Genomic DNA, 15,282 nt, shown 5'->3' with positions numbered 1-15,282 from the left:
AGTTAGTCCAGCAGGGGCGCTCGCGGATTTTTTCCGCCGGCGCCCTTGTGCGTTAAAGCGAATCCCATGAACGTAGAAGAGTTTTACCAGCACGCGCTGCAGAAGCGTGATTTCAAGGCCGATGCCGCCCAGCGGCGCGCGGTCGACCGCCTGCAGCTGTGCTATGACGAGTGGGTGGCTTACAAGGGCCAGCGTTCGAGCACCTTCAAGCGCCTGATCAACCGTCCCGCCGTGCCGAAAGGCGTGTACATGTGGGGCGGGGTAGGGCGCGGCAAATCGTTCCTGATGGACAGCTTTTATTCGGTCGTGCCCCTGGTGCGCAAGACGCGATTGCACTTCCACGAATTCATGCGCGGCGTGCACCAGCAGCTCGACGAATTGAAAGGCGTGGCCGACCCGCTCGACGAGGTGGCCAAGCGCATCGCCAAGAAATACCGCCTCATCTGTTTCGATGAATTCCACGTCTCCGACATCGCCGACGCGATGATCCTGTACAACCTGCTGTCGGCCCTGTTCGCCAATGGCGTGTCCTTCATCATGACCTCGAATTACGACCCCGACCTGCTGTATCCGGACGGCCTGCACCGCGACCGCATGCTGCCGACCATCGCGCTGCTGAAGGACAAGCTCGACGTGATGAACGTCGACGCCGGCGTCGATTACCGCGGCCGCGCCCTGGAACAGGTGGAAAGTTACTATACCCCGCTCGGTGCGGACACGGACCGCTCCCTGCGCGACGCCTACACGCGCATCGCCGAGACGGCCGACGAAGATGCGCGCATCCGCATCGAGAGCCGCGAAATCCATTGCCTGCGCCGCGCCGGCGGCATCATCTGGTTCGATTTCGCCACCCTGTGCGGCGGGCCCCGCTCGCAAAATGATTACCTGGAAATCGCCAGCCGCTTCCATACGGTGATATTGTCCGGGATACCGGCCATGTCGGCGGCGCAGTCGTCCGAAGCGCGCCGCTTTACCTGGCTGATCGACGTGTTTTATGATCAGAAAGTCAAGCTGATCATGTCGGCCGAAGTGGCGCCCGAGCAGCTGTACACGAACGGCACGCTGGCCAACGAGTTTCACCGCACCGTTTCGCGTATCATCGAGATGCAATCGCGCGAATACATGGAAAAAGAACAGCGCGGCGCGGCCGACGCGATCGTTTGAGGCAGGGATAAGGAAGATGATGGCAAATACACTATACAAGCTGGGTGCGGCGCTGGGCCTGGTCCTGGCATTATCCGGCTGCGCGCACCAGGGCGGTGCCGCGTTGGATGAGGTCGGTGTACCGCAGGTGCCCGCCACCTTGTCGGTGGACGAAGCGGACGCCAAGCTGAAGCAGGTCGCCAGCGAGCGCGAGGCCGCGGAAAACGAGTTCGCCGCGCGCGAACTGGAGTGCTACGACAAGTTCTTCGTGAACAATTGCCTGGACAAGGCCAAGGAAAAGCGCCGCCTGATCCTCGTGCGCCTGCGCGCCGTCGAAGCGGAAGCGAATTACTTCAAGCGCGCCGAATCCGTGCGCCTGCGCGATATCGACCTGGCCCGGACCCAGGAAGATGCGCGCCTGGACGCCGAGCAGCGGGCCGCGGCTCCGCCCAAGCCCGTGAAAGTGGTCACGCCCGAGCCGGCGCCGCCCAAGCCGGAAGGCAAGAGCGTTGCCGAGCGCGAAGCTGCGCAAGCGGCGAAGGTGGCGAAACAGGCTGCCGCCGATGCCGCCGACGCGCCGCGCCGCGCGGCCCGCGAAGCGGCGTATGCGAAAAAACAGGCTGACGCCGTGGCACGCCAGCAAAGAGTGGCGCAACGGCTGGCCGAGCGCCAGGCCGAAGCGCAGGCCAAGGCTGCCAAGGCCGCCGCGGAGGCTGCCGGCACGCCGGCCGCTGCTGTCCCTGTTCCAGTGCCCGTGCCGCCGGCCAAATAACGCCGCCGCGCATGGGGCATGCCGGAAATGGCGTGCCCTAACGCGCGCGGCAGGTTAAACTATGCACCATGGCTGCCTGCGTATGCTGCGCGCGCCGGTTTCCCAACACTGTTACCAACACTGCCTGGAACGCAACACATGAGCGATGCACAGCAAATAGAGCGGCGCCTGATTGAACTCAACGTGGAACACCGCGACCTCGATGCCGTCATCGAGTTGCTGATACTCGATGGCCACCATGACGAGCTGCAACTGCGCCGCCTGAAAAAGCGCAAATTGCAATTGAAGGATCACATCACCTTGCTGAAAATGCAGTTGGTGCCCGACGTTCCCGCCTGAGGGGCGCCAGTAGCGTCCAGTCCAGTCTTCACCTAAGTATATTTTGACCGATCACAATTTATTGCCAGTAAACCCAGATGGCCAGCCTGCCGATCCGCAAGCCAGTCTGCCAGCCGAACCGCAGGCGGCGCCTGGCAAGCACGATGCCGACATCGAGCGCCTGTTCGGCGCCGGCGGCCCGCTCGGTCCGGCCGTGGGCAGCTACAAGCCGCGCCGTTCGCAAACGGAAATGGCCAAGGCCATCGCCAGCGCCATCGACAGCCAGACGACCCTGATCGCCGAGGCGGGCACGGGCACAGGTAAAACGTTTGCCTACCTGGTGCCGGCCCTGATGTGGGGCGGCAAGACCATTGTTTCCACCGGCACGAAGAACTTGCAGGATCAATTGTTCCTGCGCGATATCCCCACCGTGCGCGCCGCGCTGCAGGCGCCTGTCTCCGTCGCCTTGCTGAAAGGCCGCTCGAACTACGTTTGCCACTATCACCTGGAACGCACCTTGCAGAACGGCCGCATGACGTCGCGCGACGACGTGGGCCACCTGCGCGAAATCTCGCGCTTCATCAAGATGACGAGCTCGGGCGACAAGGCGGAACTGGCCAAGGTGCCGGAAAACGCCATGATCTGGAATCTGGTGACGTCCACGCGCGACACCTGCATGGGCGCCGAATGCCAGTATTACCAGGATTGCTTCGTGATGAAGGCCCGCAAGGAAGCCCAGCAGGCCGACGTGGTGGTGGTCAACCATCATCTATTCTTTGCCGACGTGGCCCTGAAGGACACGGGCGTGGCGGAATTGCTGCCGTCGGCCAATACCATCATCTTCGATGAGGCACATCAGCTGCCCGATACGGCCACCTTGTTCTTTGGCAACACAGTGTCCACCTCGCAAATCCTGGAACTGTGCCGCGACGTGCTGGCCGAGGGCCTCGCGCATGCGCGCGGCATCGACTGGGCCAAGACGGTCACGGTGGTGGAAAAGGCGGCGCGCGACCTGCGCCTGACGTTCCCGCAGGATATCGTGCGCCTGTCCTTGCCGCAGATCGCCCCGTCCAGCGATTTCTTCCCCGCGCTCGACACCCTCAAGGATGAGCTCGACGGCATGGTGGCCGTCTTGGAAACCCAGGCGGAGCGGGCGGAAACCCTGGAACAGTGCCGCGTGCGCGGCGTCGAACTGGCGCAGCAGCTGAGCGGCTGGAAGTTCGATCCGAAAGCCAAAGTGGCGGCCGGCGAAGAAGCCGTGTTCTGGGTGGAAGCGTTTTCCAGCTCCCTGCAATTGCATAAAACGCCATTGTCGATCGCGCCGATCTTCAACAACCAGCGCGAAGGCACGCCGCGCAGCTGGATCTTCACGTCCGCCACCCTGGCCGTGAAAAACGATTTCAAGCATTTTTCCGAACAGATGGGCTTGACGGGCGAACCGTCGCACACGTGGCCGAGCCCGTTCGACTATGGCCAGCAGGGCTTGCTGTTCGTGCCGCAAAATCTGCCGCAGCCGAACTCGCTGGGCTACACGGACGCCGTCATCGACTGCGCCCTGCCCATCATCGAGGCGGCGGGCGGGCGCACCTTCTTCCTGTGCACCACCTTGCGCGCCGTCAAGCGGGCGGCCGAGCGCCTGGCCGACGAATTCAGGCAGCGCGGCCTGAACTTCCCCCTGTTCGTGCAGGGAGAAAAGGGCCGCACGGAATTGCTCGACCAGTTCCGCGCCGCCGGCAACGGCGTGCTGATCGGCAGCCAGAGCTTCTGGGAAGGCGTCGACGTGCGCGGCGATGCGCTGTCCCTCGTCATCATCGACAAGCTGCCGTTCGCGCCGCCCGACGATCCGGTATTGGCCGCGCGCATCGAAGTGATGGAAAAGCAGGGCAAGAACGGCTTCATGCACCACTCGCTGCCGGAAGCCATCATCAACCTGAAGCAGGGCGCCGGACGGCTGATCCGCGACGAGGGCGACCGCGGCGTGCTGATGATCTGCGATCCCCGTCTCATTTCCAAGCCGTACGGCAAGCGCATCTGGCAAAGCCTGCCGCCGTTCAAGCGCACGCGCGATACCGCCGAAGTGGTCGAGTTCTTCCGCAACCTGCCCGCCAAGGGCATCTAGTCCACCCAGCCGGCGCCATCCGCGCGTCGGCATATTTCCCTTTGTTATCAGGCGAGTAGCGTTTTTCGCGCGGCGCCTGCCTGCGCGCCTGGCATGCCAGGAATGGGCGCGATCGCGCCAGTTTCTGGCTTTTTCCTTCATGTCCAGGACGCCAGACACATCTTTGCGCCAGCGCAAACAGGGTTGTTGCCGGGCGGTCTACAGTGAACTCATGCCTTGCAGGATGAAGGCGCGGCGATGGCAGGGCCGCACGGGGAACAGGGGGATGCCATGGAGATCCGCTACGGCTGTTTCTTGAGCTATGCACACGGCCAATATGCGTTCATGAACAAGTTCAAGAATGACCTGATCGAGGCGCTGGCGTGCTATCTGGAGCCGCACCTCGATCGCGAGGAAGTGTTGTTCATCGACAGCGAGCAACTGGGGGGCGGCGACGATATCGACCTGCGCGTGGCGCGCGCCATGTGCCAGAGCGTCTGCATGATCGTGCTGTACACGCCGAAATATGAAGCGCACGGCTACACGCGGCGCGAATTTGCCGCCATGCAACTAATCGAGCAGGAGCGGCGCGCCTGGTATGAGCTGCCCAGTCACCTGATCATCCCCATCATCATGACACGCCATCCGGACGGTTTGCCGCCGCAAATCACGGAGTCGGGGCTGTACGTCGATTTCTCCGGCTACACCCTGGCCAGCGGCGACCTGAAATCGAATCCGCAATACCTGCCCGACATCGAACGCATCGTGCAGCGCATCGCCACGCATTACCACTTGCTCAAGCGGTCAACACCGCCCGGCCACGATTGCAGCCGTTTCGTGTTGCCCGCCATTCCACCGGAATGGCGCACCATTCCGCCTCCCCACTTTCCACGTTAATCACGTAAAAGGTACAGTCATGGAATGCCAACGCCTCTCCCTGCCACCTTTGAGCGCCCCTGGCGAAGTCGTCACCTTCTATTCCTACAAGGGCGGTACCGGCCGCACCATGGCCCTGTCGAACATCGCCGTTTTGCTGGCGCGCCGCGAAAACGCCAGCGTGCCCGTGCTGATGCTGGACTGGGACATGGAGGCGCCGGGCCTGCACCATTATTTCGAGCAGCACGAGGAGCGTCCGGGCGTACTGGAATTCTTCGAGGCCTGCCGCCAGCAGCTAGAACGCTTCAGCCTGGAAGGCGGCGGCGGGCAGGGCGCAGGCCGCGACGATGCGGCGCTGGCCCAGCGCGTGCTCGACGCCATCGACTGGCAGCAGTACGTGGTGCGCGTCGACCAGGGCAGTCCCCTGTACCTGATGCGCGCGGGGCGCTTCGACGCCAGCTACAGCGAGCGCCTGGCGCAGATGCGCTGGGACCAGCTGTTCGATACCTGCCCGGCCCTGTTCCGCTGCTTTGCCGATACCCTGGCCCAGCACTTCCGCTACGTGCTGGTCGATTCGCGCACGGGGCGCACGGACAGCGCCGGCATCTGCACCACCTTGCTGCCGAAAAAGCTGGTAGTGGTCTTCACGCCGAACCGGCAAAGCCTGGAAGGCGTCGATGCGCTCGTCACGCGGGCCATCGAATACCGCCGCAGCCATGAGGACGAACAGCGTCCGCTGCTCGTGTATCCCTTGCCCTCGCGCATAGAAATGGGCGACGGCGCGCAGCGGGCCGAGTGGCGCCGCGGCGACGCGCACAAGGGCATCGCCGGCTTCCAGCCCATGTTCGAGCGCCTGCTGCGCACTTCCTACGGCTTGCCGCAAATCTCCCTCGACAGCTATTTTGACGAAGTCCAGCTGCAGCAGACGAAAACCTTTGCCTATGGCGAGCAGCTGGCCGTGCGCATCGACCAGGGCGGCGACCGCTTTTCCCTCACGCGCACCTTCGAAGCCTTCCTGCACTGGATGACGGGCGGCTACTTTCCGTGGCAATCGGGCCGCGAAATCGCCTTGCTGGGCGCCATCGGCGAAGCGCGCCAGGCCTTGCTGGCCGAGCCGGCCCGCGCCGTGGCGCTGCCGCTGGCACGCGACCTGGCGCGCCTGGGCGAACTGTATCGCAAGGACGGCCGCAGCGCGCAGGCGCTCGAGGCCTTTCGCCAGAGCGTCGAGATCCGCGTGCGCCTGCTGGGCGAGGAGCATCCCGACAGCCTGGCGTGCAAGAGCGGCATGGCGCGCCTGCTGCGCCAGCTGGGCAAGCTCGAGGAAGCCCGTTTCCTGGAAGAAGACGTGGTCGACGTGCGCGAGCGCGTGCTGGGCGGCGAACATCCCGATACCCTGGCAGCCAGAGCTTGCCTGGCGCAAACCCTGTTGCTGCAGGGCGAGCTGGCGACGGCGCTGCTGCTGCAGGATGCCGTGCTGGCCGCCTACGTGCGCCAGTTGGGCGGCGAGCATCCGCTGACCCTGGAAGCGATGAATGGGCGCGCCGCCACCTTGCTGCGCATGGGCCGGCTGGCGCAGGCGCGGCAAGTGCTGGCCACGGTGGTGGCGGCGCGCGAGCGCCTGTTTGGCGCCGAGCATGGCGATACCTTGCGCAGCAAGCTGGCCCTGGCGCAGGCGCTGGGGCGCGAAGGCGACCTGGACGGCGCGCGGCGCCTGCTCGCTGCCGTCCTGCAGGCGCAGGAGCGGCGCCTGGGCAGCGACCATGCGGCCACCCTGGCCACGCGCGACTTGCTGGCCGATATCGTGGCGGGGCAGGGCGACTGGGCCGGCGCGCGCCAGTTGCACGAAGACCAGGTGGCGGCGCGCGAGCGCACGCATGGACTCGACCATCCGGAAACCCTGATGAGCCAGCGCAAGCTGGCCGAAGCGCTGCTGCGGCGCGGCGAACTCGATGCGGCGCGCAGCGTGCAGGAACAGGTGCTGGAAGTGCACGCGCGCCTGCTGGGCGAAGACCACCTCGATACCTTGCACAGCAAGACGCAACTGGCCGGCACCTTGCAGCAGCAGGGCGACAGCGAGGCGGCGCGCCTGCTGGAAGACGCCGTGCTCAGCGGCAGCGACCGGCTGTTGAACGCCCCCGTCACGGGGCATGCGGATAGCGTGCTCGACGGCGCGCGGCATTTGCAGGAAACCATCCTGGCCGGCCGTGCCAACGGGCACGAAGGGGCCGAGCCGGATACGCTGGCCAGCATGATCGCGATGTTGCAAGGCATGATAGAGCGTGAACAGTATGCGCAGGCGGGCGAACTGGCCGAACATTTGAAGTCTTGCCTGCTTCGCCCGGGCGTGCCGGGCAAGCTGCGCAGGCGCGGCATGGCGCAGCTGAAAAGAATGTACAAATTGCAAGGAGATTTGAATGCCTTGCTGGCCTTGCAAGAGGATGAAGTGCAGGCGCTGGAGGGGGCGCTGTCCGAGGCACGCACCGAGCAGCGCTGACGCCTTGCGCCATGTCAGCGCGGCGGCACAAATAATGCTGTCTATCGGCGTGCGGCACGCGCAGTGTTGGCATTGCTTCAGGTAAAATCTCGTTATGAGAATTCTTATCAGTAACGACGACGGTTACCTGGCGCCAGGCCTGGCGGCACTGGCTGACGCGCTCGCACCCATTGCGGAGATCGTCGTGGTGGCGCCCGACAGCAACCGCTCGGGCGCATCCAATTCGCTGTCGCTGGACCGGCCTTTGTCCGTGCACAAGGCCGCCAACGGTTTTTATTTTGTCAACGGCACGCCCACCGACTGCGTGCACGTGGCGCTGACGGGCATGCTCATCGAGCGCCCCGACCTGGTGGTGTCCGGCATCAACAACGGCCCCAACATGGGTGACGACACCCTGTATTCGGGCACGGTGGCCGCCGCCACGGAAGGCTATCTGTTCGGCATTCCCGCCATCGCCTTTTCCCAGTCGCAGTTTGGCTGGGCCAACCTGGACGCGGCCGCCCGCGTGGCCAGGGAAATCGTCGAGCGCCAGTTCGACGCCCTGCAGAAACCGTATTTGCTGAATGTGAACATACCCGCTATCCCTTACGAGCAGTTGCAAGGCATGGCGGCCACGCGCCTGGGCAAGCGCCACTCGGCCGAACCCGTGATCCGCGCGCTCGATCCCCGTGGCCGTGAAATCTTCTGGATCGGCCCCGCCGGCGCTGCCAAGGAAGGCGGTCCCGGCACGGACTTTTACGCCGTTGAACATGGACAAGTATCGATCACGCCGCTGCAGATCGACCTGACCCATACCACCCAACTCGATGCACTGGCAAAAGGCCTGGCATGACCGCCCACTATGACTGACAAGCCGCGTACCTTCCCCCTTACCCTCGATTCGCTGGCCGGCAAGCCCGCCAGGCAGGGCGGGGGCCAGTCGCTGGCCCAGTCGCGCATTGCCACGCCGCAGACGGCCACGCAGAATGCGGCTCAGAACGCGGCGCGGGGCGGGGCGCCGCACCATGGCGCAACGGCGCCCATCGCGCCGTCGCGCGCGCAAGCCATCGCCAATGAGCGGGCGCAGCCGGCGGTGGTGCCGCCGCCGCGGCAAAATCCCCTCGTCTCGGAGGCCGTGCGCCGTGCCATGGTGGCGCGCATCGCGAAACAGGGCGTCAAGGATCAGCTGGTGCTCGACGCCATGCAGGCCGTGCCGCGCCACATGTTCATGGACGAGGCGCTGGCGTCGCAGGCGTATATCGACGCCTCCTTGCCCATCGGCCACCACCAGACCATTTCGCAGCCGTACATCGTGGCGCGCATGATCGAAGTGATGCGCCAGGGCGGCAGCTTGCAGCGCGTGCTGGAAATCGGCACGGGCTGCGGCTACCAGGCGGCGGTGCTGTCGCTGGTGGCGAAAGAGGTGTATTCGATCGAGCGCATCCGGCCCCTGCACGAGCTGGCGAAGGCCAATCTGCGCCCGCTGCGCGTGTCGAATCTGCGCTTGCAGTACGGAGATGGTATGCTTGGCCTGCCGCAGGCGGCGCCCTTCGACGGGATCATCCTTGCCGCAGCCGGCCTGGAAGTCCCGCAAGCCCTGCTGGAACAGCTGGCGCCCGGCGGGCGTCTGGTTGCGCCGGTGGGGGCTAAATTGCAACACTTACAACTCATTACCCGGGTGGGGAAAATGGAATGGACTAGCCAAACCCTGGAAGATTGCCATTTCGTGCCTTTGCGCCCGGGCACCATATGATCCCCGGATCAGCTAGCAAGCAGGACATACAATTACATGCGAATGATTAAGAAAAGTAACATACTTCTATGTAGCATCACCTTGGCCGCGCTGTTGAGCGGCTGCGGCACGACGGGCGTCCAGGCACCCGTCGTCGAGCGCCATCCATCGGGCAGCAGCGCCGCCGCCAGCGATCCGCGCGACCGCGACCCAGCCTATTACACGGTCAAGCGCGGCGACACCCTGTTGCGCATTGCCCTCGAACATGGCCAGAATTACCGCGACCTGGTGGCCTGGAATGACTTGAGCAACCCGAACGACATCAAGGTCGACCAGGTGCTGCGCGTGCTGCCGCCGAATGGCGATACGGGCGGCGCGCAGACGTCGGCCATCGTCATGCCGCCGGTGACGGAAGTCAAGCCGGCCGCACCTGCCGTGCCGAAGAAAACGGGCCCGCGCGGCGAGAAGCGCGCGTATTCCGACGCCACCCTGGCCGAGCTGCGCGCCGATGGCGGCAACGGCGACGTCAAACCCGCGCCAGCGCCGGCCCCGGCCGTCACCACTGCACCGGCCGCCGCGGCAGCCCCTGCGGCATCGGCGCCTGGCGACGAGAAGATCAGCTGGATGTGGCCTTCCGAAGGCAAGGTCATCGGCACTTTCGACGAAGGCAAGAACAAGGGCGTCGATATCGCCGGCAAGGCGGGCCAGCAAGTGGTGGCCGCCGGCGCGGGAAAAGTCATGTATGCCGGGAGCGGAATCCGTGGTTATGGTAATCTTGTCATCGTGAAGCACAGTAATAGTTTATTGTCGGCGTATGCGCATAACCGCAGCATCCTGGTGAAGGAAGGGCAGAACGTCAACAAAGGCCAGGCCATCGCCGAAATGGGCGATTCCGATGCCGACCGCGTGAAGCTGCACTTTGAAATCCGCCAGCAGGGCAAGCCTGTCGACCCTTCGAAATTCCTGCCTAACCGTTAGGTAAAGCAATGACACACGCGCCGCACGACCAGCTGGACGATGACCCGGAACTGCCGGAAGACGGAGCAGACGAAGTCGTGACGGACGATGCCGGCGAACTCGACGGCATTGACGCCGTCGACGCGGGCGAGGGCGGCGAAGTGGCCAGCGTCAGCGTGCTGGTCGAAAGTGTCGATGAACTGAAAAAAGTGCTGGCGGCCGAGCTGTCGACCGATACCACGCAGCACTACCTGAACCAGATCGGCACGCGGCCCCTGCTGACGGCGGCGCAAGAGGTGCATTACGCCACCCTGGCCAAGCAGGGCAACTTCGAAGCCCGGCAAACCATGATCGAGCATAACCTGCGCCTGGTCGTGTCGATCGCCAAGCATTACATCAACCGCGGCGTGGTCTTGCTCGACATGATCGAGGAGGGCAACATCGGCCTGATGCGCGCCATCGACAAGTTCGAACCCGAGCGCGGTTTCCGTTTTTCTACCTATGCGACCTGGTGGATACGCCAGAGCATCGAGCGCGCCATCATGAACCAGGCGCGCACGGTGCGCCTGCCCGTGCACATGGTGCGCGAACTGAATCAAATTCTGCGCGGCAAGTACCACCTGGAAGCCCAGCACCACGATGGCAAGGATGCCACCGCGGAAGACATCGCCCACCTGGTGGGCCGTCCCGTGGAAGAGGTGCAGGATATCCTGGCCCTGTCCGAACACGCTACTTCGCTCGACGCGCCGCTCGACAACGACCCGCAATCGTCCTTGATGGACATGCTGCCGGGCGCCAGCGAAGACAGCCCCGACGCGCGCGCGGAACACCATGAAATGACGGTGCTGGTGCGCGACTGGCTGACCAAGCTGCCCGACAAGCAGCGCGTGGTGATCATGCGCCGCTTCGGCCTCGACAATGACGATCCCGCCACCCTGGAAACCCTGGCCGAGGAAATGGGCGTCACGCGCGAAAGAGTACGCCAGATCCAGCAGGAAGCCTTGATCAAGCTCAAACGGGCCATGGCGGCGCGCGGCGTCGTGCGCGACTCTCTGCTCTAGGACGCCCGGTCCCGGTATTTCCGGGGCCGCATCTGCTATCATACGCCCCGCTCGCGGCGCCTGACCTTTCCCCCATTGTTTGCAAGTTCCAGCGCGGCCCTGCGTCCTGGCCCACTCTTACCTATTGATCGCTATGCAAGAAAATATCATCGAAATCAAATCGCTCGACATGGACGCCCGTGGCGTTGGCCATATTGAGAACGAAGACGGCTCGCCGGGCAAGGTCGTGTTTGTCGAAGGCGCGTTGCCGGGCGAGCGCGTCAGCTTTGTGACGTTCAAGAAGAAGAAAAACTGGGAAATGGCCCGCATGACGGCGCTGCACCGCGAGTCATCGATGCGCGTGACGCCCAAGTGCAAGCATTTCGACAACTGCGGCGGCTGCTCCATGCAGCACCTGGAGCCGTCGGCCCAGGTGGCCATCAAGCAGCGCGTGCTGGAAGACAACCTGTGGCATATCGGTAAGGTACGTCCGCAAAGCATCATGCGCCCCATGTATGGCCCGACCTGGGGCTACCGCTACCGCGCGCGCCTGTCCGTGCGCCACGTCAAGAAGAAGGATGCCGTGCTGGTGGGCTTCCATGAAAAGAAATCGGCGTTTGTTGCCGACATGGATAGCTGCGAAATCTTGCCGCCGCACATCTCCGCCATGCTGCTGCCGCTGCGCGGATTGATTGCTTCGCTGTCCATCTTCGACCAGATGCCGCAGATCGAGCTGGCCGTGGGCGAAGACGTCACGGCCATGGTCTTGCGCATCATGGCGCCGTTGACGGCGGATGACGAAACGAAACTGAAGGCTTTTGCCGACGAGTACGGCGTGCAATGGTGGCTGCAGGTGAAGGGTCCGGAAACGGCCGTGCCGTTCTACCCGCTGGACAAGCAATTGCATTATCTGCTGCCAGAATTCGGCGTCAAGATGCCGTTCAAGCCTGTTGATTTTACGCAAGTGAACCACCACATCAACCGCGTGCTCGTATCTAAAGCCCTGCGCCTGCTGGAAGTGCAGCCGACGGACCGTGTAGCCGACCTGTTCTGCGGCCTGGGCAATTTTACTTTGCCGCTGGCCACGCAAGGCAGCGCAGTGGTGGGCATCGAAGGCAGCACGACCCTGACGGAGCGGGCGCTGGAAAACGCGCTGGCCAATGGCCTGGCGGAAAAAACCTCGTTCTCGACGCGCAACCTGTTCGAAGTCACGACGGATGACCTGATCGCGCTGGGCAAGTTCGACCGTATCCTCGTCGACCCGCCGCGCGATGGCGCCATGGCCCTGTGCCAGGCGCTGGTCGGCCTGTCGCAAGTGCGTCCCGACCTGCTGCCCAAGCGCATTGTGTACGTGTCGTGCAGTCCGTCCACCCTGGCGCGCGACGCCGGCATCCTGGCGCTGGAAGCGGGTTATGTATTGAGCAAGGCGGGCGTGGTGAACATGTTCCCGCATACGTCGCACGTCGAGTCGATGGCGGTATTTGATTTACCTCAGTAAGTCTGTCTGACGCGGCGGGTGGCCAGGCAGGCACCCGCCGCTGCCGTATTCAACGGCGTAGCAAGCAAGCGCAATACCACTTACAGTGTATTAAAAAACTGGTCTGTCTTTTCCCGATCCAGCGTCTTTTTTCATCCTCCCTCTGCCGTTTTTTTCATTGTCCAGTAGGACAACACGCCGTTCGCATAAGCCGCTGCGCTTTCTGCACAAAGTGGTATTGCTCACTTTGAGGCCACTTCAAAACCACTTGACCGCCTATTTTTTCAGCAGCATGCTGTTCTTGCAACTGCAAAAAAACAAGATCACAGGGTAGCTTTTTATTGACGCAGAGTGGTATTTCCGCAAACCTGAACAGGAGACAGCGTGGAAAATTTAATACTCAAAAAAACAATCAGGAACATGATGGTATGTCTGGCCAGTGGTGGCGTGCTGGCGGCTTGCGGCGGTGGCGGCGATGCCAGCGCACCGGCTGGCTCGCAATTGCTGGCGGCCAGCACGGTGGTCGCTTGCGTGCCGTGGCAGGAGGGCGGCACGTATAACGCCGGCACGGTGGTTACTTACCTGGGCGCCAACTACACGGCCCTGGTGACGCAGACCGATCACGTGGGCTCGGGCTGGAATCCCGTTGCCACGCCGAGCCTGTGGAGTGCCGGCGGAACCTGCGACGGCGGCACCACGCCGACACCAACACCTACTCCGACGCCAACCCCGACGCCCACACCGACTCCGGCGCCAACGCCGAACCCGACGCCTACCCCGACGCCGACGCCAACCGGCGGCACGTGCGCACTGGCGTGGGTGGCCGGCACGGCCTACAGCGCGGGCGCCACCGTCAGCTATGCGGGCACGAATTACCGCGCCAACTACTGGACGCAGGGCGACAACCCGTCGACCAGCAGCGGTGCCGCCGGCACGGGCAAGCCATGGACCAGCCTGGAGATATGCAGCACCACGCCGACGCCGACGCCTACCCCAACGCCGACACCTACCCCAACGCCAACGCCTACTCCAACACCGACACCTACCCCGACACCAACGCCGACACCTACCCCGACACCAACGCCAACGCCGACCGGCCGCGAAGTCGGTTCCTATTTCGCCCAATGGGGCGTGTATGGCCGCGATTACGAAGTGGCGAACGTGCATTCCAGCGGCGTGGCCGATAAGTTGACCTTCATCAACTATGCCTTCGGTAATATCTATCCGAAAAACGGCGGCTACGAATGCGGCATGATCACCAAGACGGAGCCGGGTGCGACGAATCCGAATTCGCCGGACGCGGGCACGGGCGGCGATGCCGAAGCCGACTACATCCGCACGCCGAAGCGCACCGTCGATGGCCAGGCCATTCCGTGGGATGCTCCATTGTCGGGCAACTTCCTGCAGTTGAAAAAGCTCAAGGCGGCGCACCCGAACCTGAAATTGTTCATCTCGCTGGGCGGCTGGAGCTGGTCGAAGAACTTCTCCGTCGGTTCTGCCACCGATGCGTTGCGCAAGCAGATGGTGCGCTCGTGTATCGATATCTACATCAAGGGCAATTTGCCGGTGCAGGGCGGTCGCGGCGGCGCGGGTGCGGCGGCCAACATCTTTGACGGTATCGACATCGACTGGGAATACCCGGTCGGCGGCGGCCAGCCGTACAACACGGTCAGCCCCAACGACAAGCGCAACTTCACCTTGCTGATGGCGGAATTCCGCAGCCAGCTCGATGCGCTGGGCGCCGCCAACGGCAAGCGCTACCTGTTGACGGCCGCCGTCGGTGCCGGCAAGGACAAGATCGACAACACGGAACCGGCCCTGTACTCGCAGTACATGGACTGGATCAACCTGATGACGTACGACTTCCACGGCGGCTGGGAAAACAGCACCAACTTCAACGCCCAGCTGTATGCCGACCCTGCCGATCCGTCGACGGGCATGGCGCGCGAATATGTGGGCGACAAGGCGGTGCAGTACATGATTGCCGCCGGCGTGCCGCGCGACAAGCTGCTGCTGGGCATACCGTTCTATGGCCGCGGCTGGACGGGCGTGGCGCCGGGTCCGAACGGCGATGGCCTGTATCAGGCGGCCACGGGCACGGCGCCGGGCACCTACGAGTCGGGCATCGAGGACTATAAAATCCTCGTCGCCAAGTCCGGCACGCGCTACTACCACCCCGTGACCAAGCAGCTGTACCTGTACACGGGTGCGGGCGGCCAGTGGTGGAGCTATGACGATCCGACCGTCATCGGCACCAAGGTGAAATACGTCAAGGACCAGGGCTTGCGCGGCGCGTTCTCGTGGGAACTCGATGGCGACGCGAATGGCGTGCTGGCGACCGAGGTGTGGAAAGTGCGGTAATGTTGATGTAGCGTAAGACGCGGCCGGATAGCCAT

General features: G+C 63.7%; 12 protein-coding genes. All 12 read left to right on the top strand.

All coding sequences use genetic code 11. The annotated features are described in order from the left end of the window. The first annotated feature begins 66 nt into the window (after positions 1-66). The 12 genes from zapE to IGS61_RS25610 all read left to right on the top strand — a co-directional run bounded on the left by zapE (position 67) and on the right by IGS61_RS25610 (position 15,247). Positions 67-1,164, top strand: a complete 1,098-nt coding sequence (zapE, locus tag IGS61_RS25665; RefSeq protein WP_230542171.1) for a cell division protein ZapE — start codon at positions 67-69, stop codon at positions 1,162-1,164. A 19-nt stretch (positions 1,165-1,183) separates the two neighbouring features. Beyond that, positions 1,184-1,915 (top strand): hypothetical protein, encoded by a 732-nt coding sequence (locus IGS61_RS25660; RefSeq protein WP_230542170.1) that lies wholly within the window; start codon positions 1,184-1,186, stop codon positions 1,913-1,915. A gap of 138 nt (positions 1,916-2,053) precedes the next feature. Next, a complete protein-coding gene (locus IGS61_RS25655; protein ID WP_034752051.1) occupies positions 2,054-2,254 on the top strand; it encodes a YdcH family protein in 201 nt (66 codons plus the stop codon). Positions 2,255-2,315: 61 nt separating this feature from the next. Next, a complete protein-coding gene (locus tag IGS61_RS25650; RefSeq protein WP_442908106.1) occupies positions 2,316-4,352 on the top strand; it encodes an ATP-dependent DNA helicase in 2,037 nt (678 codons plus the stop codon). Positions 4,353-4,622: 270 nt separating this feature from the next. Further along, the gene (locus IGS61_RS25645; protein ID WP_230542169.1) at positions 4,623-5,228 is read left to right on the top strand and encodes a toll/interleukin-1 receptor domain-containing protein; all 606 of its coding nucleotides are present in this window, start codon (positions 4,623-4,625) and stop codon (positions 5,226-5,228) included. Positions 5,229-5,247: 19 nt separating this feature from the next. Then, positions 5,248-7,701, top strand: coding sequence for a tetratricopeptide repeat protein (locus IGS61_RS25640; protein WP_230542168.1), 2,454 nt, complete (start codon positions 5,248-5,250; stop codon positions 7,699-7,701). Positions 7,702-7,795: 94 nt separating this feature from the next. After that, on the top strand, positions 7,796-8,533 hold the full coding sequence (gene surE, locus IGS61_RS25635; RefSeq protein ID WP_099762953.1) for a 5'/3'-nucleotidase SurE: 738 nt from the start codon (positions 7,796-7,798) through the stop codon (positions 8,531-8,533). 9 nt (positions 8,534-8,542) lie between these two features. Continuing rightward, on the top strand, positions 8,543-9,433 hold the full coding sequence (locus tag IGS61_RS25630) for a protein-L-isoaspartate(D-aspartate) O-methyltransferase (protein WP_230542167.1): 891 nt from the start codon (positions 8,543-8,545) through the stop codon (positions 9,431-9,433). 42 nt (positions 9,434-9,475) lie between these two features. Continuing rightward, the gene (locus IGS61_RS25625) at positions 9,476-10,390 is read left to right on the top strand and encodes a peptidoglycan DD-metalloendopeptidase family protein (protein WP_230542208.1); all 915 of its coding nucleotides are present in this window, start codon (positions 9,476-9,478) and stop codon (positions 10,388-10,390) included. 8 nt (positions 10,391-10,398) lie between these two features. Next, a complete protein-coding gene (gene rpoS, locus IGS61_RS25620; RefSeq protein WP_077407335.1) occupies positions 10,399-11,430 on the top strand; it encodes an RNA polymerase sigma factor RpoS in 1,032 nt (343 codons plus the stop codon). A 133-nt stretch (positions 11,431-11,563) separates the two neighbouring features. After that, positions 11,564-12,907 (top strand): 23S rRNA (uracil(1939)-C(5))-methyltransferase RlmD, encoded by a 1,344-nt coding sequence (rlmD, locus tag IGS61_RS25615; protein WP_230542166.1) that lies wholly within the window; start codon positions 11,564-11,566, stop codon positions 12,905-12,907. 399 nt (positions 12,908-13,306) lie between these two features. Continuing rightward, positions 13,307-15,247, top strand: a complete 1,941-nt coding sequence (locus tag IGS61_RS25610) for a glycosyl hydrolase family 18 protein (protein WP_268994064.1) — start codon at positions 13,307-13,309, stop codon at positions 15,245-15,247. Positions 15,248-15,282 lie beyond the last annotated feature (35 nt).

It is taken from the genome of Janthinobacterium sp. FW305-129, assembly GCF_020858115.1.
In the GTDB taxonomy this organism is placed as follows: Bacteria; Pseudomonadota; Gammaproteobacteria; order Burkholderiales; family Burkholderiaceae_D; genus Janthinobacterium.
Note: the sequence above shows the minus strand (reverse complement) of the source record. Positions and strands in the feature narration are given on the sequence as shown.

Excerpts from the sequence above, each read along its gene's own strand:
- zapE (WP_230542171.1), top strand. The coding sequence starts at position 67 with ATGAACGTAGAAGAGTTTTACCAGCACGCGCTGCAGAAGCGTGATTTC.
- IGS61_RS25660 (WP_230542170.1), top strand. The coding sequence starts at position 1,184 with ATGGCAAATACACTATACAAGCTGGGTGCGGCGCTGGGCCTGGTCCTG.
- IGS61_RS25655 (WP_034752051.1), top strand. The coding sequence starts at position 2,054 with ATGAGCGATGCACAGCAAATAGAGCGGCGCCTGATTGAACTCAACGTG.
- IGS61_RS25645 (WP_230542169.1), top strand. The coding sequence starts at position 4,623 with ATGGAGATCCGCTACGGCTGTTTCTTGAGCTATGCACACGGCCAATAT.
- IGS61_RS25640 (WP_230542168.1), top strand. The coding sequence starts at position 5,248 with ATGGAATGCCAACGCCTCTCCCTGCCACCTTTGAGCGCCCCTGGCGAA.
- surE (WP_099762953.1), top strand. The coding sequence starts at position 7,796 with ATGAGAATTCTTATCAGTAACGACGACGGTTACCTGGCGCCAGGCCTG.
- IGS61_RS25630 (WP_230542167.1), top strand. The coding sequence starts at position 8,543 with ATGACTGACAAGCCGCGTACCTTCCCCCTTACCCTCGATTCGCTGGCC.
- IGS61_RS25625 (WP_230542208.1), top strand. The coding sequence starts at position 9,476 with ATGATTAAGAAAAGTAACATACTTCTATGTAGCATCACCTTGGCCGCG.
- rpoS (WP_077407335.1), top strand. The coding sequence starts at position 10,399 with ATGACACACGCGCCGCACGACCAGCTGGACGATGACCCGGAACTGCCG.
- rlmD (WP_230542166.1), top strand. The coding sequence starts at position 11,564 with ATGCAAGAAAATATCATCGAAATCAAATCGCTCGACATGGACGCCCGT.
- IGS61_RS25610 (WP_268994064.1), top strand. The coding sequence starts at position 13,307 with ATGATGGTATGTCTGGCCAGTGGTGGCGTGCTGGCGGCTTGCGGCGGT.